Raw genomic sequence first — 23,656 nt, forward strand, 5'->3', positions numbered from 1 at the left:
TTCTTTTCTATGCGTTATTTTCTGCTTTCGGTAGGGCTATTATACTTTTGCCTATCCCATGAGTCGACTGCTCAGGACAGACGAATCATTCCTGACACTGTTTTGATCGGAGGAGATACGCTATTGATGCTGGGAGATTCGCTACTGATCGATGAGCCAGTTAAAGAGATTTTTTGGGAGACTGGAGGAAATTACAATCTAAACATTCAACAATCCACACTGACCAACTGGGCAGCGGGGGGAGCGAGTTCCTTTGCCTTAAATACGGGGTTTTCCCTTTTTGCGAATTACAAAAAAGACAAGAAAGTATGGGATACCAAGTTGAATATCAATTTGGGATTTAACCGACAATCAGACCGGGATTACAGTACGCGAAAAACCAATGACAATTTTAATTTCAGCAGTAACTATGGTCGAGAGCTTTCCGAAATGTTTTATCTCTCTACCCAAATTGATGCTCGGACCCAGCTCCTAGACGGATACAAATATTCTCGCCCATCTGGAAGTGAAAATGAGGTTCGTGAAAAAATTTCCGACTTGCTTTCACCCGGATACATCCAATCCTCCACCGGTCTCAATTATCGAAAGACCTATGAAAACAAAGGAAAAATCTCCACGATTTTATCCCCTTTCACAGGCCGATTTACCATTGTGATGAATGACTCTCTGAGCAGTGTAGGTGCTTTTGGGGTCACTCCGGGAGAAAACGTCCGTGCAGAGGCAGGGATGTCTTTTGCGACTTCAGTTTCAGACATTCAGCTGATGGAAAACATTTCTTGGAAGGCTGATCTGAACCTCTTTTCCAACTATGAGCGCTTTGGAAATATGGTGGTGAATTTCAATTCGGTTATTCAGATGAAAGTAAACCGATTTATATCTACCCGGATCGAAACAACCCTAATCTATGACGAGGAGGTTTTTATCAAGCAGGATGATGGTAGCTCCAAACAAGCCGTCCAATTACAAAACCTCATTAATTTCGGTATTTCGTTGGATTTTTAATAATCTGCTTCCAAACCAAAACGCTTGGTAAACTCTTTAAAGGCTGCATGTTTTTCGGTCAAAAAGCGAAATTTATCTGAATCGGTATACAATTTTGAGGATTGGGATTCGATTTCCTCTTTGATATCCAAGCGAATGGAAATTTTACCGACAGAGGCTTTTGAACGGATAAGTTGAATCAAATCGGGCTTCATCTTCAGCGCAATCTCTTCCTGCACATGTCCCATAATTTCCAGCACTACCTCTTCTCCATCTATTCTCACCGCTTGATTCAAAATGGCCAACTCTAAGTTTTTTCCCAAGCCTTTGAAATGCTCCTTGACCTCGATCAGGATTTGATCCAAAAGCTCTTGGGTTAGCGGTTTTAGTTCCTCTGTCGTCGAGACAAATTCAACAGGTCTTTTTTCGTCTTTTATTTCTACCTGAGGTTGTTGACCTTGATCTTTTATGATTTTTTTGGTCGCAGAAAGACTCGATGGGATCGAAATGGTCTTTTGGACCGGGGTGATTTTGGTCCCGATACTTGCCACAGAAGGAACGACGGTTGAGCCTACGGATCTTTCAGGGGAATCAGCTAGCTTTTTTTTTTAGAATCCTCCGCAACCAAGGCCGCCAAGCTAAGGGCCTCAGGTAATTTTGCCATTTTCATCAAAGCCAATTCCACGTGCAGCCGCTGATTTTTGCTGGCTTTGTAGTGAATGTCGCATTGGTTGGCAATATGAAGTGCCGAAAGCAAAAACGACTGACTGGTAGATTGATTTTGAGCCATATATCGCTCTTTGACCGTCTCGGAGACTTCGATCAAATTCAAGGTCACTTGGTCTTGTGAAACCAACAGATCGCGGAAATGCTCAGTAAGCCCAACAATAAAATTATGCCCATCAAATCCTTTTTTCAGGATTTCATCAAAAATCAACAAGGACTGGGAAATATCCCCATCTACTAGCGCATCCACGACTTTGAAATAATAGTCATAGTCTAAAATATGAAGATTGGCGATTGTTTCCTGATAAGTTACTTTCTTTCCTGCGGAATAAGTTACGATCAAGTCAAAAATCGAAAGTGCATCCCGAAGCGCTCCATCAGCTTTGGTTGCGATCAGCCGAAGGGCCTCATCTTCATATTCAACTTTTTCCTTATCTGCGATATATTTTAAATGCTCAGCAATGTGCTTGATCTGAATCCGGTTGAAATCAAAAATCTGGCATCTCGAAAGAATCGTCGGTATGATTTTATGCTTTTCGGTTGTCGCTAGGATAAAAATGGCATATTTGGGCGGCTCCTCCAGGGTTTTCAGAAACGCATTAAAAGCTGCATTCGAAAGCATGTGCACCTCATCGATGATATAGACCTTATATTGTCCTTTTTGAGGAGCATAGCGAACCTGATCTACAAGATTCCGAATGTCATCTACGGAGTTATTAGACGCGGCATCGAGTTCGTAAATATTAAAAGAGGAGTTGTTTTTGAAAGAAATACAGGACTCACAGGTATTACAGGCTTCCTGATCGTCACCTCGATTTTCACAGTTGATGGTTTTGGCCAAAATCCTCGCACAGGTAGTTTTACCCACTCCCCGAGGCCCACAAAAAAGAAAAGCCTGAGCTAAATGATTGTTTTTGATTGCATTCTGAAGTGTGGTCGTGATATGCTCTTGGCCTACCACACTTTTAAAATCTGCCGGTCTGTATTTTCTTGCCGAAACAACGAAATTTTCCATCGCTGCAAGATATAAAAATCTCCTCATTCGGGAATTAGAAGATTGAAAAATTAGAAACTCCGATTCCAATAAAGCCAAAAAATGAAATATCAGGAAATTCAAAATCGGGAACCAAAATTGACTTACTTTTGTCATCCCAAGTGATATGGGGCTGACCGGTTTTGACAGTAAGTGTAAGGATCGGGCTCGCATGCAGGCTGGAGTATGTACGGCCTTGAAAGATTCATACGAACCATAAATGGCGAAAATTCTTACGCCATGGCTGCCTAATCTAACCTTAACAGGATAGAAAGCTTAAAGGGTTGAGTCCGCCGTGGCGGATTCCCCGGCCACATCTCACCGTCTGTGGTCTGATCCGGGCGGAACTGAGGTGTCGATCAGGTCAGACTGCAGCTTGTGATGCGATTAAGCAAGCTTAAGTCCCAATCGCTAAGCTAGACTCAGGTGTGTCACCCAGCATAGTCTAGTCGAAAAACCAACAGGTGACTAAGCATGTAGACGGTACGGTGTTTCCTTATCTGGACGCGAGTTCGAATCTCGCCAGCTCCACAAAAAAGCCTTCCAAATCATTTTTGGAAGGCTTTCTGTTTTTACCCCGAAATTTCAACCATTTCCCCTCAAAATCTCCATCGGAGGCTGATTGATGATTTTGCGACCATTGAGCCAGCCCAAAACAATCGTAAGCAAGGTAATCGCCGCATAAAGTCCAAAAGCGGCACCCCAAGCAGGTCTAAAGCTCATTTCAAAAACAAATACGCTCAATAGCCAAGTTGCAAGAAAGGACAGGATAATCCCAGATAATGACGCCAAACTTCCTAAAAAGAAATATTCTAGGGTGTTGATTTTGCTCACCGTACCCGAGTCCGCACCGAGCGTCCGGAGAAGAATACTTTCCCGCATTCGCTGATACTTACTGATAATCAGCGAACTGATCAACACCAAAATTCCAGTAACTATACTAAACAAGGCCATAAATTGAATCACAAAACTAATCTTATTCAAAATATCCTCCAGGGTTTCCACGATTGCTCCCAGATTCACCACGGAAATATTTGGAAACTCACGCACCACTTCTGACTGAATAGCCGCAGATTCCCGGTCATTATTGGTTCGGGTAATAATCACATGAAACTTCGGTGCTTGATCTAAAACTCCCTCAGGAAACAACACAATGAAGTTGGTCGAAATCTGATTGAACTTGATGTCCCTAAAGCTACCAATGTAGGTTTTGATCGGTCTGCCTTGCACATTAAATTCGATTTCATCTCCTATTTTCATTCTGTCTCCTCCAAACCCTTCTGACAAACTCACAAAAATAGAATCCCCCCGAGCACCGTAAGGAATCAATTCTCCCTCAACTATTTTCTCAGTCTCAATCAGGGTATCACGATAAGTTACTCGATATTCCCGATTATACATCCAGCGGGAGTAGTTCTCCTCCTCAGAAAGTTCCTCGTTCTCCCGTTTGTCTATCCCATTGATTTCATTCAGCTGCATGGTGACAATCGGCACTTCCTGTATGATTTTAAGATTTCTGCTGAGCACTTTTTCCCTCACTTCATCCAGTTGAGGAGATTGGATATCAAACATCAGCAGATTGGGTTGATCTTCTTTATCCGCAAATTTTGCTTCTTCCAAAAGCTGACTCTGCAGAAAGAAAAGTGTACTAATCATCGCTGTACCCAGTCCTATGGTGGCGATAAGTGAAATCGTCTGATTATTTGGCCGATAAAGGTTGGCCAAAGACTGACGCACGGTGTATCTCAGCGTAATCGGAAGGAACTTTCGAACCGACCACATGATCAATTGACCTACTCCCCAAAGTATGCCAAAGGCAAAAACCACAAATCCGGTAAACCCAAAAGCCCAATCGAGCTGTCCCAGCAAATAATAACTAAATCCCCAGATAAATACTAAAATACCGAGAATAACCAGCCATCGCATCGGATCTTTGAAAAGTGTAGAATCCGCAGTTTCTGGCCTCAATGTAGCCATCGGCGAGACCTTCCGTACTTTCAACAATGGTAAAAGAGCAAAAAGAATCGATACAAAAAGCCCCGTGATCACACCAAATCCAATGGATAACCAAGAAATTCTCACACTCACCTCTACAGGTAAAAATTCCGCAAATACGGCCGGTAATATAAACTGAAGTCCTGTACCCAGGATGGAACCGATGATTGCCCCCACCAATCCCATGACTACAATTTCAAACAGATAAATTAACAAGACATCTCGGGAAGAAACGCCCAAACAACGCAAAACGGCAACGGATGCGAGTTTTTCTTTTACAAAAACATTGACCGCAGAAGCGACTCCCACACATCCCAAAAGCAAGGCGATAAAGGCAACCAAACTCAGGAAATTAGAAAGATTTTCGAAAGACCTTCCCGTGGAGCGTTTCCTGTCCTCAACCGTATCCGCATCTACCCGGTCGATTTCCCACTCCTCTTCAAAAGGTTTAATAAGCGCCTCTACATCAGTATTGGTTTCGAATTGGAAATAGCGATTGTACTCGACTCGGCTCCCATATTGAACCAATCCCGTCTCCTCTAAGTAAGCCATTGGAATATACACTGCCGGAGCTACTGTTGCCGTGATTCCAGTTTGTCCGGGGACTCCCTGAAGCTCACCGGCAATTTCGAATTCAAGATTTCCAACTTTAATTTTATCTCCGACTTGCGCATCGAACTGCGCCATCAGGACTTTTTCTACCAGTACCTTTTGCCCACCCGATCTAAAGTCCGCATCCCCTGATTCGGGAATGGTCTCCAATTTTCCATAAAATGGAAAATCTCCTTCCAGTGCTCGCACTTGAGTAAGTCTGCTCGCCCCAGTCTGGGGAAAAGCGACCATGGAAGCAAAATTCACCTCACTGGCCGTCAGGGTAGCCAGAGAATCAATGGGCTGATCTCCGATCGGTTTATTGTTTTCCAAGACCAAGTCGGCTCCGAGGAGTTCTTTCGCTTGATTGTCAATATCCCCTGTCAGATTATCACCAAAGGAGCTGATGGCTACCAAAGCAGCGATACCTACGACAATCGAAGAGACGAAAAGTAAAAGACGAGAAATGTTTTTCCGAAAATCCCGAAGGGCCATTTTCGGAATCCAAGCAAAATCAGGCATGATTATCCTCCTGTATTTTTCCGCCTTTGATATGGATGATTCGCTGTGTCTTAGCTGCGAGTTCGGTATCGTGAGTGACCAAAACGAGCGTGGTGCCTTTTTCTTTGTTCAAATCAAAAATTAACCGCTCAATCATCTCCCCGGTTTCGGTATCAAGATTTCCGGTAGGCTCATCTGCAAATAGAATCTTGGGATCATTGGCAAAAGCTCGGGCAATGGAGACCCGTTGCTGTTCACCTCCGGAAAGCTGCGTAGGATAATGAGTCATTCGGTCTCCCAAACCCACCTTTTCCAGCAACTCCATGGCTTTAGTTCGGGCATCTTTTCGTTTTTTTAGTTCGAGAGGCACCATCACATTTTCCAAGGCCGTGAGGGTGGGCAGTAATTGGAAATTTTGAAAAATAAATCCTACATGCTGATTACGAATTGCGGCGCGTTGATCTTCTGAGAGTTTCTCCAAAGACGCCCCGTTTAATACTACAGAACCAGAGCTAGCGGAATCCAACCCTGCGCAAAGTCCTAAAAGCGTGGTCTTGCCACTGCCCGAAGGACCTACGATAGATATGGTCTCACCTATCGCAAGGTCAAAGTTTACATCATCCAAAACCGTTAATTTTCGGTTTCCGCTTTGGTAGGTTTTACTCAAATTCTGAATGGAAAGTATATTCATTTTTACTAGTATGGTGCAAGATGATTTTCTTCTCAAACGAAAAGCCCAACGCTTTGTTAAATTATCTGGGGATTTGATTTTTCGACTCTAGCAAGTAACAAAAAAATCACTTCAGTAAAGGACTCAAAAGCAATAGTCGGCCTAAAATCTGTTTGAATTTTGAACTTGTGCTCAAAAAAATCAATTCTTTGAAGTAATTAACAACCTAAAATGGTCCAACTTTGGCTGGAGGAAATAAATCTGAAAATCACCATATGAATATACTAAAACCTATTGCATCATTTCTTGCCGTATTTGCTCTTTTGTGGGCATCTTCTTGCTCCAGTTCCAATGAAAAGTCGACCACAAACCAAGCTGAAGAAGCCGCAGAAGAAACTCAAACTATCCCATCTGATAAAACCATCCTCTTCTTTGGAAATAGTCTTACAGCAGGATATGGGATAGAAAAAGATGATGCCTTCCCTGGATTAATTCAGCAGCGCCTTGATAGTTTAGGACTGGATTATCGGGTCATCAATGGAGGATTGAGTGGTGAAACCACAGCGGGCGGATTAAATCGCCTGGATTGGTTTCTAGAAGATGAGCCATATATTTTTGTATTGGAATTAGGAGGAAATGACGGATTGCGTGGGATTGAATTATCAGAGACGAAATCCAACCTTGAAAAAATCATTGATAAAGTCCGAACCAAATACCCTTCCACTAAAATCATTCTGGCGGGGATGCAAATCCCGCCGAACATGGGCCCAGAATACACCAATGAATTCCAAACGATTTACCCCGAGTTAGCCAAGGAAAAAAACATAACTCTAATCCCTTTTTTACTTGAAGGAGTAGCGGGAGATCCCGAATTAAATTTACCAGACGGCATTCACCCGACAGAAGAAGGTCACCAGATCGTTTTCGAAACGGTATGGCCTTTTATTGAGAAAGAAATCTAAGAAATACAGACTTATTTTAAATCGATTAAAATTATTTTCAACCGCCCATCCATACTTTAAATAAGTAGTATTTTCATCATCTATTTTTTTGCCCTATATTTTGGACTTCATTAAAATTTTTAAAAAATGAGCTTTCAAATCAAAGAAACTCCTGACAGCTACGACGTGATCATCGTAGGTTCGGGAGCGGGGGGTGGAATGGCTTCGAAAGTCCTTTCCGAAGCAGGGCTTGCAGTAGCTGTAGTTGAGGCTGGTGGAGATTTCGACCCTGCCAAAGACGAAGATCGAACCCAATTGAGACCACCATGGGAATCGCCTCGAAGAGGAGCAGGTACCAGAATCCGTCCCTTCGGTGATTTTGATCAAGCCATCGGAGGATGGGATATCGAAGGCGAGCCTTACACCCGAAAAAACGGAACCCAGTTCGACTGGTTTCGCTCCCGAATGGTCGGCGGCCGAACCAATCACTGGGGTAGAATTTCCCTTCGATTTGGACCCAACGATTTCAAAAGAGCCAGTATAGATGGATTTGGAGATGACTGGCCAATAGGTTATGATGATTTAAAACCTTACTACGATCGGGTAGACAAACTCATCGGAGTATTTGGCACCAAAGAAGGGATTTACAACGAACCGGATGGGTTTTTCCTTCCCCCTCCCAAGCCACGCCTTCACGAGCTTTTCATCAAAAAAGGAGCGGATAAAGGTGCCATCCCGATGATTCCTTCGAGGCTTTCTATGCTTACTCGACCTGTCAATGATGAGCGCGGAGTTTGTTTTTTCTGCAATCAATGTAATCGAGCCTGTCAAGCCTATGCCGATTTCTCTGCGGGCACCTGTCTGGTGCATCCGGCGATGAAAAAAGGAAAAGTTGATCTCTTTACACATTCTATGGTGAGAAAAGTAACCACAGATGATCAAGGGAAAGCCACAGGAGTTTCTTTTGTATCCAAAGTGGACATGAAAGAGTACAAACTCCGGTCAAGAGTAGTTGTCCTAGGTGCTTCGGCCTGCGAATCAGCAAGGATAATGATGAACTCCAAATCAAAATCACATCCAAATGGAATCGGTGGAGATTCGGATGCCCTTGGTCGATATCTTCATGACTCCACCGGTGCTGATCGAATGGGAATTATGCCTGACCTGATCGACCGGGAGCGGTACAATGAAGACGGCGTGGGAGGCATGCATATGTACACTCCTTGGTGGCTAGATAATAAAAAACTGGATTTTGCCCGTGGCTATCACATCGAATATTGGGGCGGTATGGGACAACCTGCATACGGTACTGGTATGAGTATGGACAGCATGCGAAAATATATCAAAGATGAATTTGGCAATCCAAGTCCAAACGGAGGATATGGAGAAGGTCTGAAAAAAGACATTCGTCGAATCTACGGCTCCACGCTAGGAATGTCCGGTCGTGGAGAAAGTATTCCTCGCTATGATAATTACTGCGAAATCGATCCCAACGTCGTCGATAAATACGGAATTCCAGTCCTTCGCTTCAACTACAACTGGACTGATCAGGAAATCAAACAGGCCAAGCACATGCAGGATACGTTTGAAGAGATCCTGACAAATGCTGGAGCGATACTTCTCGGAACCAAACCAGGTCCTGAAAGTAAGTACGGCCTTGCAGCACCTGGTCGAATCATTCACGAAGTAGGAACTACCCGAATGGGCAAGGACCCAAAATCATCAGTGGTCAATACCAACTGTCAGGCACATGACTGTGAAAATCTCTTCGTGGTGGATGCAGGGCCTTTTGTTTCCCAAGCAGACAAAAACCCAACCTGGACTATTTTGGCACTGTCCTGGAGAACCTCAGATTATATCGTAGATCAATTGAAACAAAAAAACATCTAAGCCATGAACAGAAGAGAAAATCTCAAATTGCTATTCACTGGCTCAATCGGAGCTGGCTTATTGATGACCGGATGTGAACCGGAGGAACAGGTCGTTACCGGACAAGTCTTCGAAGGCGGGACTCCCGGAGGCCGCACGGCTGAAGAAAAGGAAAGAGATGCAAAACTTCTTGCTGATTCATTTTTCACAGATGAGGAGCGAAAAAAACTGGACACCTTGGTGGATATCATCATGCCTGCCGATGGAGAATCCCCAGCGGCCACCGAACTGAAAGTGACCGATTTCATGGATTTTATGATGCTGGACCAGCCGGGTTATCAGACTCCCATGCGGGGTGGATTGATGTGGCTGGATTTCGAAGCTGACGAAAAGTTTGGCAAACCCTTCAATGAGCTTTCCAAAGGCCAAGTCATCGAAATCATAGAGCTAGTTGCATGGCCTGACAAAGCCGATCCTGCATACGAAGGAGGCGTGAAGTGGTTTAATTTGCTGCGAAACCTGACTTGTACTGGGTATTTTACGACCGAGGCAGGTTGGAAATACATGGGCTACAAGGGAAACACCCCCAATGTCTGGGATGGAATTCCGCAGGAAGTTTTGGATAAACACGGCCTAGCCAATCCCAGCCAATATGCAGACTTTTATCTCAAACCGGAGGACCGAGCCAAAGTGGTCCAATGGGATGATGAAGGAAATATTATTGGTTAAAATGACAAAAAATCCACGGCAAGCAACCGTGGATTTTTAATTTCGTAGTAATTTTTCGAACTAAACCCACACGATGAAAACACCTTTTAAAAAAATCCTAGGTCTGATCCTAGGGACCGGATTGATGCTCCAATTTTCCAGCTGCTCCAAAACCGTGACCATGACCCGATTGGTACCTGCAGCGGTCAGTGTTTCACCCGAAATCCAAAAAATAGTGATTGTTGACAGAACCAAACCTCAAAATGAAGTAGTCAGCGTTATCGAAGGATTAATCACCGGAGAGTTGCCTTTTGAAGTTCGTAACTCTATAGAAGCGACCCTTTCCTCCCTTCAGCAAACATTGAATACCAGCCCACGATTTGAAGTCGTTCGGGCCAATCAGCGATTGACCGGGGGAATGTTTGGTCAGATTTTTCCCAATCCACTGGATTGGTATACGGTGGAGCGACTTTGCGAGGAATACCAAGCTGATGCGGTGCTGGTATTGGAAAATTTCAGTGCGGACTTTGTTACCACTGATCAAGAAAAACTCATCAAAAAAACTGTCGGTGAAGGCAATAATGAGCGAACGGTTGAAGTGAAGGGGATATATTTGGAAGGTGTGGCTGATGTATCGGCAGGATTTCGTCTCTATGATCCTTTCCAAAAAAGTATCATTGACCAGCAGCGATTTCAAAAAACCAATACCTGGTCTGCCGAAGCCGAAACCAAAACCCAGGCCTTAGCGCTTTTGATAGCAAAAGCGGACGCCACCCGCATCGTGGGAGAATTGGCTGGAGCAGGCTATGCCACCAAAATTGCTCCCATGTATGTAGATATCAACCGGGGATTTTATCCCAAATCCAAGACCCATCCAGCTGTAGCCGAGGGGGCCCGCTTAGCGGAGGTAGATCAGTGGGAGCAAGCTATCCAAACCTGGGAGTCAGCTTTACCCAATGCTGACGAAAAGACCGGCGGCATGCTACTTTTTAACATTGCTGTTGGCTATGAAGTTTTGGGCAGCTTGGACCTAGCCAAGGAATGGGCTGGTCGGGCATATACAGAATACGGTTTAAAAAAGGCAAGAAATTACGTACGAACCTTGGATCAGGAGATTCAAAATGCCAATTTGTTAAACCAACAGATTCAATCTAATTAATCTCAACTTTTACTTATGAAATATACTTTTTACATCTTTTTGGCAATTATTTTATTTTCCTGCGGAAATGAAAAGTCCAATGAAACAAACCAATCATCGGATAGCCCTGGTAATTCTCAATCCGATTTTCAGCTACAAAAAGTAGATTCTGTAGACTTCAAATTGCTGGGTGATCCCATACTTTCTGATGTCTCAGATGATGGGAGTCAAATCCTATTTTACGACTACGCTTCTAGTGAGATTATCTCTATCGATCAAAATGGTCAGCTGTTGGGGAAATTTTCAAAACAAGAAGACACACCCGATGCTTACGGATTTATGATGGAGTTACCCGGTTTTATCGGAAATGACCAAGTGGCTCTGAGTGGAATGCGAGGCATTTTTACCTACAACCTGACGGGCGACATGATTACAAAAATCGATCATCCAGAATCGGTCGGTGGAGTGGGTTTTATGCCTATTGCTGGGAAATCGCTTGAGACGGTGAGTTGGAACGGGAAGAAATATTTATTGCCAAAATCAGTCCGAACCAGAGGTACTTATCCGGGTGAGCAGGCATTTTACGATCGATTCAGAGCATTGGAATGGGTAGATGTAGCATCCGGAGAATCCCAAGAAATCATCCCTTTCGAAGAAGGAAGTTTGTTCAAAAACGGCTACGGTTACATTGTGAGTGACTACACTCCGGCTTTTGAGTGGGTGAACGAAAAACTTTATCTAAGCTTGGGGGCAGACCCAAAATTGCATATTTATCAGTTTTCTGATAATGAGTTTGTAAGAGATACCACCATCTTGATGGATATCGCGGGATTTCAGGAATTAGTCCTCACAGAGCGGAGCGAATTCCAAGAAGGGACAGTTTCACTAAATGGAAGCACGCCCGCCATCCGAAATATCCATCGAGTCAATGATCTATTGGTCATTCATTATTTTGGCGGGTTGGATCCTGCCGCCACGGAAGAAGCCGAGCAGCTTTGGATGTCTGGAAATGAAGAAGAAGCGGAGTTGTTATTTGAAAAACTGGAACGAGAAGCTTCCAAAGGACTCTTGATTTTTGATCCGAAAACCAAAAAATTCCTGGCTAATTTACCTTTTCCCAAAGGGATGAATGAAGGGGGACTTTCTGCAGGGGGAAACTTCCTTTGGTTTCAAAAAGCCCCCTCCGAGGAAATGGAAGAAGATTTCGTACGATTTTATAAATACAAACTGGAAGGAATATGAGATTTACAATTGCGCTTTTTCTTTGTTCATTTTTATTTTTTGGATGCAAGGAAGACAGTGGGGAATCAGAAAGCGATGAAAACCTAAGTAATGAATGGGAGCTAGAGATTTTGGATTCGATTCAGGTAGACTACCTGGGTACAGCAGATGGTGGCAACTTTTATAAAAACCAGGGAATTATCTTCAATTTCAAGGAGAATAAATTGATCAAATTTGACCAAACTGGAAAAATTCTCAATGAAATATCTTATCCCACGGACGGCCCGGAGATGGTTCACTATCCCATGCAACTAAAAATGACGGATGAAGGCACTATTTATGCCGCCAGTTTCGTGGGATGGCTTTATGAGCTTAATTCGGATTTATCTTTTAACCGGGAAATTAAACTCGAATTCCCCACCGAGGCTAGAGATGGGGGAGGAACTTTAAGAACGATAGACACCTGGAGAGATTATTTAATTCTCTATTATCCGGGTAGAGATGGGACCAATCCCTACGATCCGCATTTTGTGAAGAATCACTTTTTGCTTGAAAAAATCAATCCTGAAAATGGCCAATCTGAGCCCATTATTAAAATTCCTCCTATTTCGAGATATGCAAGCGATGCCTACTACGAAAGGCCTTGGATCCAGTTTGGCATCGAAGAAGATTTACTGTTTCTCGTATTGGACAATGAGCCCATGGTCCACGTTTACGATTTATCTGATGAAGAAAAATACCTGAATACCATTCATCTATCTCCCTCCAAATTTTTAGATAATGGCGAACACGAAAAAGCCTATCAGTATATATCCGGCAGAAAAATGCTCGATGGCAAAATCCGTCAATTTTTTCCTACGCCGGAAGGAATCCCCGTCATCTATGAAGAAGGGATCGATGAGGATATTTTTGCCCAATATGAATTAAATCTTCCCAAAAACTTCCCCCTATATTCCGAGCATCAACGGCAAATCCTAAAAATAATCCAGTCTGATTCGACCCTTTCCAATGAAATAGTTGTCGCCAATAAAATTGATAAAATTCTAAATATCGAATCTTTGAATGAACCCTTTTTCGCTCTTCGCAACGATGAATTTATTGGCGAAGAACAGGATTACCTGACCTTTTATAAACTTCAACTAAACCAGAAATGAAAACCAAATTCATCCTCTTTTCAACCTTTTTAGCCGTGCTCGGCAGCTGTGGCAAAGCCGAAAGAGAACAAACCGCAGCTCCCTTAAGCGAGCAGGTATTAAAATTTGAAATTTATGATTCTTTGGTCGTGGATTATTTGGGAAATTTACTATTGATGGACATCAGTCCTGATGGGAAAAACTATTTAATGATCGATCAAAATACAGATACCATTTTTGTGACCAATCCAGAGGGGGAAATCCAAGAAAAACTTTTTCTGAAAGGTGAAGGCCCTGGATTATATAAAGATTCTCGTTGGGGGCTTGCTAAATTTATTTCCAACCAAGAATTTATTTTATCTACAGGCTCCTCATTTTATCAATTTAGGAATACAGGAGACTTGGAGGAGGAATATAAGATGGGTTTTTCTGTTTTTTCTACTTTACAAATCACGAATGGCAATAATATTCAGGTCCTAGGGGATCAGGTTTTTGCGAACATTTCAGGAAGAGATATTGATAAATGGGGCGCTGGAGGTATTGATTATCAGCAGAATGCTCGACATCTTGAAGTTTTAGATTTGACAACAGGTGAATTTGAGCCAGCAATCAAATTCCCTAAATCCTCAAAATTCAGTAGTGCGGACCAAGCCTATTTTGATCTTCTTTATTTTCGGCAGTTAGCAGTGAGCAAAGACAGTCTTTTTTTGGCCTTTAGAAATGAACCGAAAATTTACGGCTATCCGATAAATGACTTCGGACAATCTCCATCTATCAAAACTATCCCTTTTGAAACCTTTATTGAAAATGAACCTAAAAGCGACAAGGTTTCGGATTCATTTAACATGAATGATTTTTTCGTAGGTACGATTAACGATATACACCATACCGAAGATCAGCAATTTCTAATTAATTATTTGTCTGGATTGAGTGAGGAAGAATTCCAAAAAGCAAGCGCTGAAACTGACGGGGACTTCAATAAAATTTTTGAATTCGCAGAAAAATACAACACCGGAGGCTTTGTCCTTTTCGATGGCTCCCAACTCAGCCCCATTATCAAAAAACCGGAGATTCTTGGCAACTTAAATAAATTCGTTTCCAAAGATGAAATCTGGTTTTCCCTCAATTTTTCGGAGGCAGAAAATGATTATTCGGTGATCTACAAAACTAGACTAGTCAATCCATAAATACCATTTATCTCCTTCCCTATCCATTTGCGGGCAATTCCAATTCGGTTTTGCCCGCTTATGCTTATATTCCAACCTGATCTAATAAATCCGTATGAAAAAATCATCTACCTACCTGATTTTAGCTGCTGCGGGAATGCTCTTGATGGGCACAGCCTCGGCTCAGCAAATCAAACCAACCACCGAAAAAGAACTGGTGGAAGCAATTGAAAAACACCGAGAACTATACGCCTCTACTCCGCTCAAAGACTTCAAAGCCAGAAATATCGGACCAACCAATATGTCCGGCAGAATCGTGGATCTCGAAGTAGCGCAAAACCCAAATACGTTTTATATCGCTGCGGCGTCTGGCGGTGTCTGGAAGACGGAAGACAACGGGCAGTCGTTCACCCCGATTTTTGATCATCAAAGTGCGTTGGGAATAGGAGACATTGCGCTTTCTCCCTCTGACAACAATATCCTGTGGGTGGGTACCGGCGAAGATAATTCCAGCCGATCCACTTACGCGGGCTCAGGTGTCTATAAATCCACTGATGCTGGAAAAACCTGGCAATTCATGGGGTTGCCGCATTCGCAGCATATCGGCTCGGTTCAGATTCACCCCACCAATCCCGACATCGTTTGGGTGGGATCTATGGGCGGACTCTATTCTCAAAACAAAGAACGCGGACTATACATGACCACCGATGGCGGTGCTTCTTGGGAAAAAGTGCTTTACATTGATGACAATACAGGCATCATCGACATCAAAGTTCATCCAAAGAATCCTGATATTCTTTTGGCGGCCTCTTGGGAGCGATTTCGACAGGCTCATGACTTCATTGGCAATGGGGAAGGCTCCGCAATTTGGCGATCTGAAGACGGGGGAAAAACATGGGAAAAAGCAGTCGAAGGTTTTCCTCAAAATGAATTTGTAGGCCGGATCGGGTTTGATTTTTCGCAGAGCAATCCAGATGTGGTCTATGCCTTGCATGACAACCAAGGTCCATCAGAGGAAGAACCTCAAGAACCCCGAAGACGAGGAGAGGAAGAGGAAAATCCATTGAAATTTGAAGACTTTGAGAGTATGTCCGTAGAAGACGCTATGGGACTGGATGAGAAAAGGCTAAATACATTTTTACGCAGAAATCAAGTTGCCAGCAAATACACTTCAGCCGAAATCAAGCGTCAGCTCCGTACCGGAAAAATCACCACTAGTCAAATCGCTGATTACAATAAAAAGGCTAACGATGCCAATGCCGCACTAACCAATGCTTCGATCATTGGAGCGGAGGTGTTCCGATCTGAGGATGCAGGCAAATCCTGGAAAAAAGTATCCGAATCCGACTTAAGCAGACTATACAATACCTATGGTTACTATTTTGGAGAAATTCGAGTCGGAACAGAAAACGAAGATGAGGTTTTTGTTTTGGGAGTTCCGCTTTTGGTATCAAGAGACGGAGGTAAAAACTTCACCAGAACGGACTCCATTGGTAGACCGCACTCTGACCATCAAGCCATGTGGATCAATCCCAAAAATGGCAAGCATATACTCCTCGGAAATGACGGAGGCCTGTATCGAAGCTATGGCGGCGGTGCACGCTGGGATCACTTGAATACGCAAATGCCGATTTCCCAATTCTATTCAATCATGACCGATGATGCCACGCCGTATAATGTTTATGGTGGTATGCAAGACAATGGGGTGTGGTTTGGTAGCTCCAAAAATGACCCTGCTGATCGCTGGGAATCCTTGATGGGCGGGGACGGAATGGTCGTAGCAGTGGATACCCGGGACAATGATATTGTGTACACGGGCTTTCAGTTTGGCAATTACTTCCGTATCGATAAAGCTTCAGGAGATCGAAAAAGAATCACGCCGGGTCACGATATCGGAAATGATCCCAATCGCTGGAACTGGCGAACACCCGCTAGACTGAGCCATCACAATCAGGACATCATTTATATGGGTTCGCAGTATGTGTACCAAAGCTTGGATCAGGGAAGCACCTGGACGACCATTTCCCCAGACTTGACCAAAAACGAAAAAAGTGGTAATGTTCCCTTTGCCACCCTATCTGTGGTAGAAGAATCCCCATTTGAATTTGGGACACTCTATGCAGGATCTGATGACGGAAATGTCTGGATCACCCGAAACAATGGAGGAAACTGGGAATCGCTTAATGAAGGCCTTCCGCAAGATCGCTGGGTAAGCTCTATCGCTCCATCTAAACATCAGGAAGGGCTAGTCTACATCACGCTAAATGGTTATCGCTATGATGAATTCAAAACCTATATATTCAAAAGCTTGGATTACGGCAAAACCTGGATTCCTATCAACGGAAATCTACCTGAGGAATCGACAAACATCATTTTGGAAGATCATCTCAATCCGGCCATCCTCTATCTTGGAACAGACCACGGACTTTATGTAACAATGGATGGTGGAAGCCACTGGAATCTTTTCCAAGGACAGATTCCAAATGTCCCTATTTACGATATGGTAATCCAAGAACGGGAAAATGACCTTGTTATCGGGACACATGGCCGAAGTGTTTACATTATAGAATTGGAGCAAATCCATGAATTGGCAAAACCAGATCAAAAAGTAATGGATTAAGTCCACCTCAAACTGAATAAGAAAAGCCCGAAAGATTACTCTTTCGGGCTTTTTGTATTATAAATTAGGGGTTTAAAACAGCTTAAAACCAATCGATAAAATCCATTGATTTAATCGATTATCCGTACCAAACCCAGCGATATTTTCAGTCACTTTACTTAATCCTCCCTCGTACTTAGCATCGATAAAAAGATTTCCAAAATCAACTCCCAAACCAGCTTGATATCCTAGCGTAGCTGCTTTAAAATCCACATCACTCACGGTACCACCTGCATCTTCCAAATTAGAATTCACATTGATACTGGCAATTGGTCCCGCTTGTAAGCGTAGTATTTTTAACATCTTCAGACCGAGCATCACCGGAATATCAATCCGGTTAAAGTCTGCCTGATATCTCTCGGAGCCGGAGCCTTGAGGATCCAATATGAATACACCACTGGTTTGGGTAAATAGCAATTCGGGTTGAGCATAAAACCCTGCTCCGCCGAGCCTAGCAAAAACACCGAGATGATATCCTGTTTGTGCTCCTTGCGGTACGAATCGGTCAGAATCAAAATCGATCTCGGTACTACTCAGCCCACCTTTGATTCCGAATCCGAAATTTTGACTGAAGCCTTGAAAGGCCAGTCCGATCAACAATAAAATAATTGGTAATTTTTTCATAGCAGTGAAGGTTAATTGAAAAACCATAACGAAATACTACTTGAAAAAGTAGCAATTCTACTGCCAGACTTTAAATCAATTCAATCCTGCGGTAGCTTTGGCTTTGGCTAAATTGTATAATTCCCAAAAATCAATGGGCTTAGGAACTAAGGTGTCAAAAGGAATAGGAGTCTTCTGTCTGTAATAATCCACATCCCCTGCTGTAAAGCCAATTACCGGAATACTATGCGTGATACTATTCCCTTTTACCTCGCTCAAAAATTCAATTCCATCCATTTCTGGCATCATAATATCGGTCAAGATCACATTGAACCCCGGATTTTTACGAAGTTCGTCCAGCGCCTCTTTTCCATTATTTGCAATCACAACGGTATCTGCAGATTTTTCAAAAATCTTTCGCAGTATCAATAAATGAAGGGCATTGTCGTCGACTACTAAAACTCTCATGGCGGTATTAAAAACAGTTAAACTAATTCGAAAAGCATTCTAATTTACATAATGTACTGATCAATAGCTAGCTAAATCATAAAAAGTACAATTCCAGAAATTATAAACCCATCAGAGGTGAGAAATCCTGAAAACTGGAAATTTTCATAAATCTTTCAGACAAATCTAATATTCATTTAAGAGCAAAAAAAAGGTTGACCCTAAGCAGAGTCAACCTTTCTATTTGTCAAAGAGGAGATTATGCAGCTTGTGGAGCTCCAAAAATCCCAACCATATTCAAAATCAAGAGGATAATTACAATAGGACAAACCCATCGGATAAAGAAAATCCAACCCGAACGGAAAGGTCCTTTAAATCCTGGTGCTCCCAATGCCAATTCATCCGCAAAGTCTGAAATCTTCCTTGCCCAGCCAGTGTACAGCGCCAGCATCAAACAAATCACAATTACCGCAAATGTCCCGAAAATAAAATCCATCGCTCCGAAAAATCCTCTTATCGGATTGCTTAGGAATGTGAATTCAATTTCAGCAAAGAAATTGCCTTCAATATTGGATAATGCAGACGGTACAGACATGATCATGGCTCCTATTCCGACTATCCAGGTCGCTTTTTTACGGTTCCATTTTCTGTCATCGATCAGGTACGCTACGGGTACTTCCAGCATAGAAATCGTAGATGTCAAAGCCGCTACCATCAATAACAAAAAGAAAAGTGCTCCGATGAAGTTTCCTCCTGGCATTTGATCAAATACCCGAGGCAACACGTCAAATACCAAAGCTGGACCCGCAGAAGGATCCTTACCGGGTAGCAACGCAAATAAGGCAGGAAACACCATCAGACCACCCAATAAGGCTACGGCTGTATCCATCCCCGCAATCCATCCCGAAGATTGAATAATATTTGATCTTTTAGGAAGATAAGAACCAAAGGTGATCATCAATCCCCATCCTACGGACATGGAAAAGAAGGCTTGACCTAAAGCCTGAAGTACTACAGTACCATTGATTTTTGAGAAATCAGGGTTGAGATAATATTGAATTCCCGCTTCAGCGCCTTCCAAGGTGACTGATCTACCGGCAATGAAAATGATAATAATAAAGAGAACAGGCATCATAAATTTGGCTGCCTTTTCGATTCCTCCTGATACACCACCCAATACGATAAGAATAGTCACTAAAATAAAAACAAATGTTAAGGGAATGACATATTCTGGAGTTTCTACAAACACCTCAAAATCAACGGGAATATTGATTATTTCCGTAAAAATATAACCAACCGTCCACCCGGCAATCACCGAGTAATAGCTAAAAACAAAAAAACAGACCATCACACAAAGGACGCCTGTTAATTGCCAAAACTTATTCCCTCCTGTATCCCGAATCGCTCCAATGGGGTTTTTTCCCGACTTTCTTCCTAGGGCAATTTCATTGAACAATAGGGGAAGTGCGATCAAAACCACACAAATTAAGTAGACAAAAACAAAGGCACCGCCTCCGTTTTCACCAGTGAGATAGGGGAATCTCCAAATATTTCCAAGACCGACTGCAGAACCGGCTGCTGCCATAATAAAGCCGAGACTCGAGCCAAATTGATCTCTATCGTCGGGGTTTGCGTTTACTGCCATAGATAATGCTAAAGTTAATTAAAGGGTATAAACTGCTTTTTAAGAGCGGGCTAAGATAATTTGTTTTGATAAAATACCAATTGCCGTTCGGAAAGTTTTGGGTTCGTATCCGAGCTGTTTTCGCGCTTTTTCTATAATAAATCCTGTTTTGAGCGGTCTTCGTGCAGCTTGGGTGAATTTATTCGAGTCAGTTTTCTTAATCAATGACTCATCTAAATCAAAATATTCGGCCGTAATCTGAGCCATTTGATAGGGTGTCAGAAAATCCGGACCTGAAATATGATAAATCCCCTCAACTCCTTTTTTTGCGATCAAAATGCATCCTTCTGCCAAATCTTCCGCTAAAGTAGGGCTGCGAAACTGGTCATCGACTACCTGAATTTCTTTTCCTGCCTCCAGGCTTTCTTTAACCCAAAGGACAATATTGCTACGGCTCAGGTCATGGGCGATTCCGAAAACCAGCACCGTCCTGGCTATCGCCCATTTCAGCTTAGAATCTTTTACGATGGCTTCCCCTTCCAGCTTAGTCTGTCCATAAAAATTGACCGGATTTGGCGCTGCCATTTCATCAAGTGGTCCCTCATCTCCTTCAAAAATAAAATCCGTGGACACAAAAATGAAATGTGCATCAATTTCTTCTGCTGCCTCCACGAGATATTTCGTGGCCAGTACATTGGCACTGTAACAGGCCTCCTGATGAAGCTCACAGGTATCCACATTAGTCATCGCTGCTCCATGGATAATCACCGATGGCTGTTCTTTGGATAAAACTGCCCTGACTGATTTTTCATTTTCGATATCCAAGGAAACATATTTAAATCCTTCTCCCGGCAATCGACATGGACCTCTACCAGTAGCCAACACTTCAAACTCACCTTCCTCCACAAGCTTTTGAACCAGTTTTTGTCCCAAAAGACCATTGGCTCCGGTAATCAATATTTTCTTTTTAGTTGCCATCCGGATATTTATATCCAAATTCCCTTTCAATTTTTCCCTTTGACATGCGCTCTACACTCACAGTCATGTACACGGGGTCGAGTGGTCTATCTCTCGAACCACGACGCTCCTGAGCTATTTTTTCGGCCACATCGATGCCTTGAATGACCTCCCCAAATACAGTGTATTCGTCATCCAAATGGGGAGTCCCACCCACTGAAGTGTAGGCTTCAATTCTTTCCTGTGGAATGTCCTTGGTTAGATTCATGCCTAGCGATTGTTCGATTTCATCCCGCTTGGAAAGCAGAAGTTGATTTAAGGAATCATACTCCTCAGATTCGTAAAGACGCGTGTAAGTATTTCTAAGCTCCTCTTGACTTTCCACCTGAATATATTGCATAAAAGCCGATTGTAGCCTCGGCATATCGGTCGTCAATTCCAGCTCGGAGTAAACTTTCCCCAAAACAATATAAAATTGAGAACCGCTGGATTTTCGCTCGGGGTTGATATTGTTTCCTTGTCTTGCTGCCGCAATCATTCCTTTTTTATGAAAATGCTCAGGCAAAATCTCTGCTTCCAAAAGAGGCCATTCCTCAGAAGGCATGTCTTCTTTCCCAAATACATCTCCCCCCTGCACCATAAAATCCGGAATTACCCGATGAAATTCCGTTGAATCAAATCGCCCACTTTCAGCCAAATCAATAAAATTTGTTTTATGAATGGGGGTATCATCAAAAAGCACCGCCACGATCTGACCGTGCTTAGTATCTATCCGGACCAATTGGTCTTTTTGTCCTGCACAGGCAAAAAACAGCATTGCCGCAGCACCTACTACTAGCTGATTGAATAATTTCATTGGGTTAATGTTGATTTGATTTGGTCTAAAATTTTCTTTCCACCAGCCGCAAAGACTTCCTTGGCAAGTTGTTGACCCACCTGTTCGGGATCATGGATTGAGCCATTCACAGTCAAAGAAATTCGCTCTTTTCCATCCAAACTCACAATTCCTCCATTCAGGCTAAGCTGGTTTCCACTGAGATTTCCCAAGGCGAAAACAGGAATGCTACAGCCTCCCTCCAAAACCCGAAGATAAGCTCTCTCGGCGCGCAATTTTAAGGCGGTTTCAGAATGATTCAAAGCTTCAGTAAGTTCAATCTTCAAAGATGTCTCCATTTTCGAGGCAATTTCAATTGCCACGGACCCTTGGCCCACAGCGGGAGTAAACTCTTGGAGCGAAAGCTCCTGCACGATTTGATCATCATATCCCATCCGATGTACCCCGGCATAGGCCAAAAGCAAACCATCACAAAGTCCCTCTTCCATTTTAAGGATTCGGGTTTGAAGATTTCCTCTGACTTCAACCGTCTTCACATGAGGATAAAAATGTTGTAAAGTCGCAACTCTTCGGGTAGATGACGTTCCTAAAAGGATCGGTTTGGATTTATCTGCCAAATCAATTTGATTTTTATGAGAAAGGATCACGTCATTTTCTTTTTCCCGCTTGGTAAAGGCGATTATTTCAAAACCCTCAGGCAGTTTGGACTGCATATCCTTGGCAGAATGAACCGCAATATCGATTCTCCCATCCAAAAGTTGATCTTCGAGCTCCTGAGTAAAAACTCCTTTACTGCCGATTTTAGAAATCGAAACGTCCAATATCTGATCGCCTTTGGTGTCAATGATCACGATTTCAGAGTCAATTCCTGCTCTTTTCAGCAACTCCTCCACATGATAGGCTTGCCACAGTGCGAGTTTACTGCCTCGTGTTCCTATTTTGATTTTTTTCATTGCTCAGCTGCTCTTTTTGGAGATCTTTTTTTGACACCTTCTTCAATAAACTTGATGATTTCGGCAGCAATATCAATACCCGTGGCTTTTTCGATCCCTTCCAAACCCGGCGAGCTATTTACCTCCAAAATCAGCGGACCTCTGGCCGATTGAAGCATGTCGACTCCGGCAATGTCCAGTCCCAAAGCTTTGGCCGCTCCTAGTGCAGCCTGACGCTCAGCTCTGCTCAATTTTATGATGGTTGCTTTACCACCTCGGTGCAGATTTGACCGGAATTCTCCTTCGGCCCCCTGTCGTTTCATTGCTCCGACTACTTTACCATTCACAACAAAAGCACGGATATCGGCTCCTTTTGCCTCTTTGATGAATTCCTGGACAATGATTCTCGCTTTCAATCCATGAAATGCCTCAATCACCGATTGTCCAGCTTTCTTGGTTTCGGCCAAAACGACCCCGAGTCCCTGAGTGCCCTCGAGCAATTTGATAATCAACGGAGCTCCACCTACATGCTCAATGAGCTGTTTTTCACCGCCTTTAGAAAAATTGGTAAAAGCGGTTTTTGGCATCCCCAAGCCTGCCTTGGAGAGAATCTGAAGGCTTCTCAGCTTATCTCGGCTTCTGACGATGGCCTGGGAATTTACCGCAGAAAAAGTCCCCATTAATTCAAACTGCCGAACTACCGCTGTTCCGTAAAATGTGACCGAAGCCCCAACCCGCGGAATAATGGCATCTACATCCGTGAGCTTTTCTCCTTTATAAATAATCGACGGCCCCTCCTGCTCGATAATCAGATCGCAGATACTGTGATTGACTATTATTCCCTCATGCCCTGCGGCATGAATGGCATGATAAAGCCGCTTGGTAGAATATAAATTAGGGTTTCGGGAGAGTATGGCTATTTTCAT

20 protein-coding genes and 1 other RNA gene are annotated in these 23,656 nt (G+C 43.1%); 10 read left to right on the top strand and 11 right to left on the bottom strand.

Features of this window, described 5'->3' with window-relative positions; translation table 11 throughout:
* Positions 1 to 9: 9 nt before the first annotated feature.
* The gene (locus BM043_RS12980; protein ID WP_092792307.1) at positions 10 to 1,002 is read left to right on the top strand and encodes a DUF3078 domain-containing protein; all 993 of its coding nucleotides are present in this window, start codon (positions 10 to 12) and stop codon (positions 1,000 to 1,002) included.
* Here BM043_RS12980 and BM043_RS12985 read toward each other — a convergent pair.
* A complete protein-coding gene (locus tag BM043_RS12985) occupies positions 999 to 1,532 on the bottom strand; it encodes a hypothetical protein (protein ID WP_092792308.1) in 534 nt (177 codons plus the stop codon). The two genes, BM043_RS12980 and BM043_RS12985, sit on opposite strands and share 4 nt — an antisense overlap.
* A gap of 44 nt (positions 1,533 to 1,576) precedes the next feature.
* Complete coding sequence (locus BM043_RS12990; protein ID WP_092792544.1) at positions 1,577 to 2,722, bottom strand: DNA polymerase III subunit gamma/tau; 1,146 nt, start codon at positions 2,720 to 2,722, stop codon at positions 1,577 to 1,579.
* A gap of 147 nt (positions 2,723 to 2,869) precedes the next feature.
* Here BM043_RS12990 and ssrA point away from each other — a divergent pair.
* Positions 2,870 to 3,274, top strand: a transfer-messenger RNA (tmRNA) gene (gene ssrA, locus BM043_RS12995).
* Positions 3,275 to 3,325: 51 nt separating this feature from the next.
* Here ssrA and BM043_RS13000 read toward each other — a convergent pair.
* Complete coding sequence (locus BM043_RS13000) at positions 3,326 to 5,848, bottom strand: ABC transporter permease (protein ID WP_092792310.1); 2,523 nt, start codon at positions 5,846 to 5,848, stop codon at positions 3,326 to 3,328.
* Complete coding sequence (locus BM043_RS13005; RefSeq protein WP_092792312.1) at positions 5,841 to 6,518, bottom strand: ABC transporter ATP-binding protein; 678 nt, start codon at positions 6,516 to 6,518, stop codon at positions 5,841 to 5,843. Before BM043_RS13005 ends, BM043_RS13000 begins: the two co-directional genes overlap by 8 nt.
* A gap of 254 nt (positions 6,519 to 6,772) precedes the next feature.
* Between BM043_RS13005 and BM043_RS13010 the strand changes: the two genes are divergently transcribed.
* From BM043_RS13010 to BM043_RS13045, 8 genes are all read left to right on the top strand, one after another.
* Positions 6,773 to 7,459 (top strand): arylesterase, encoded by a 687-nt coding sequence (locus tag BM043_RS13010; protein WP_092792546.1) that lies wholly within the window; start codon positions 6,773 to 6,775, stop codon positions 7,457 to 7,459.
* A gap of 126 nt (positions 7,460 to 7,585) precedes the next feature.
* Positions 7,586 to 9,328 (top strand): GMC family oxidoreductase, encoded by a 1,743-nt coding sequence (locus BM043_RS13015; RefSeq protein ID WP_092792314.1) that lies wholly within the window; start codon positions 7,586 to 7,588, stop codon positions 9,326 to 9,328.
* 3 nt (positions 9,329 to 9,331) lie between these two features.
* Positions 9,332 to 10,036, top strand: coding sequence for a gluconate 2-dehydrogenase subunit 3 family protein (locus BM043_RS13020; protein ID WP_092792316.1), 705 nt, complete (start codon positions 9,332 to 9,334; stop codon positions 10,034 to 10,036).
* 73 nt (positions 10,037 to 10,109) lie between these two features.
* Entirely contained in the window at positions 10,110 to 11,174 is a 1,065-nt protein-coding gene (locus BM043_RS13025; protein ID WP_245753034.1) for a DUF6340 family protein, read from the top strand.
* A gap of 15 nt (positions 11,175 to 11,189) precedes the next feature.
* Positions 11,190 to 12,395: a hypothetical protein gene (locus BM043_RS13030; protein ID WP_092792318.1), complete on the top strand. Its 1,206-nt coding sequence runs from the start codon at positions 11,190 to 11,192 to the stop codon at positions 12,393 to 12,395.
* Positions 12,392 to 13,528: an NHL repeat-containing protein gene (locus BM043_RS13035; protein WP_092792319.1), complete on the top strand. Its 1,137-nt coding sequence runs from the start codon at positions 12,392 to 12,394 to the stop codon at positions 13,526 to 13,528. The genes BM043_RS13030 and BM043_RS13035 overlap by 4 nt, the downstream gene beginning before the upstream one ends.
* Positions 13,525 to 14,694: a hypothetical protein gene (locus BM043_RS13040; RefSeq protein ID WP_092792321.1), complete on the top strand. Its 1,170-nt coding sequence runs from the start codon at positions 13,525 to 13,527 to the stop codon at positions 14,692 to 14,694. The genes BM043_RS13035 and BM043_RS13040 overlap by 4 nt, the downstream gene beginning before the upstream one ends.
* Before the next feature lie 94 nt (positions 14,695 to 14,788).
* Complete coding sequence (locus BM043_RS13045) at positions 14,789 to 17,293, top strand: WD40/YVTN/BNR-like repeat-containing protein (RefSeq protein WP_092792323.1); 2,505 nt, start codon at positions 14,789 to 14,791, stop codon at positions 17,291 to 17,293.
* Between the two features lie 72 nt (positions 17,294 to 17,365).
* On the opposite strand, the gene BM043_RS13050 is transcribed toward BM043_RS13045, so the two are convergent.
* From BM043_RS13050 to rimK, 7 genes are all read right to left on the bottom strand, one after another.
* Positions 17,366 to 17,956: a porin family protein gene (locus BM043_RS13050; RefSeq protein ID WP_092792550.1), complete on the bottom strand. Its 591-nt coding sequence runs from the start codon at positions 17,954 to 17,956 to the stop codon at positions 17,366 to 17,368.
* Positions 17,957 to 18,031: 75 nt separating this feature from the next.
* Complete coding sequence (locus BM043_RS13055) at positions 18,032 to 18,403, bottom strand: response regulator (RefSeq protein WP_092792325.1); 372 nt, start codon at positions 18,401 to 18,403, stop codon at positions 18,032 to 18,034.
* A gap of 238 nt (positions 18,404 to 18,641) precedes the next feature.
* The gene (locus BM043_RS13060; protein ID WP_092792327.1) at positions 18,642 to 20,027 is read right to left on the bottom strand and encodes a sodium-dependent transporter; all 1,386 of its coding nucleotides are present in this window, start codon (positions 20,025 to 20,027) and stop codon (positions 18,642 to 18,644) included.
* Positions 20,028 to 20,066: 39 nt separating this feature from the next.
* Positions 20,067 to 20,984 carry an SDR family oxidoreductase gene (locus BM043_RS13065; RefSeq protein WP_092792329.1) on the bottom strand — a complete coding sequence of 306 codons (918 nt, stop codon included), beginning with the start codon at positions 20,982 to 20,984 and terminating at the stop codon, positions 20,067 to 20,069.
* The gene (locus BM043_RS13070) at positions 20,974 to 21,819 is read right to left on the bottom strand and encodes a peptidylprolyl isomerase (RefSeq protein ID WP_092792331.1); all 846 of its coding nucleotides are present in this window, start codon (positions 21,817 to 21,819) and stop codon (positions 20,974 to 20,976) included. The genes BM043_RS13065 and BM043_RS13070 overlap by 11 nt, the downstream gene beginning before the upstream one ends.
* A complete protein-coding gene (gene hemC, locus BM043_RS13075; protein ID WP_092792333.1) occupies positions 21,816 to 22,751 on the bottom strand; it encodes a hydroxymethylbilane synthase in 936 nt (311 codons plus the stop codon). The genes BM043_RS13070 and hemC overlap by 4 nt, the downstream gene beginning before the upstream one ends.
* Complete coding sequence (gene rimK / locus BM043_RS13080) at positions 22,748 to 23,656, bottom strand: 30S ribosomal protein S6--L-glutamate ligase (protein WP_092792335.1); 909 nt, start codon at positions 23,654 to 23,656, stop codon at positions 22,748 to 22,750. Before rimK ends, hemC begins: the two co-directional genes overlap by 4 nt.

The sequence above is a fragment of the Algoriphagus hitonicola genome (assembly GCF_900113375.1).
In the GTDB taxonomy this organism is placed as follows: domain Bacteria; phylum Bacteroidota; class Bacteroidia; order Cytophagales; family Cyclobacteriaceae; genus Algoriphagus; species Algoriphagus hitonicola.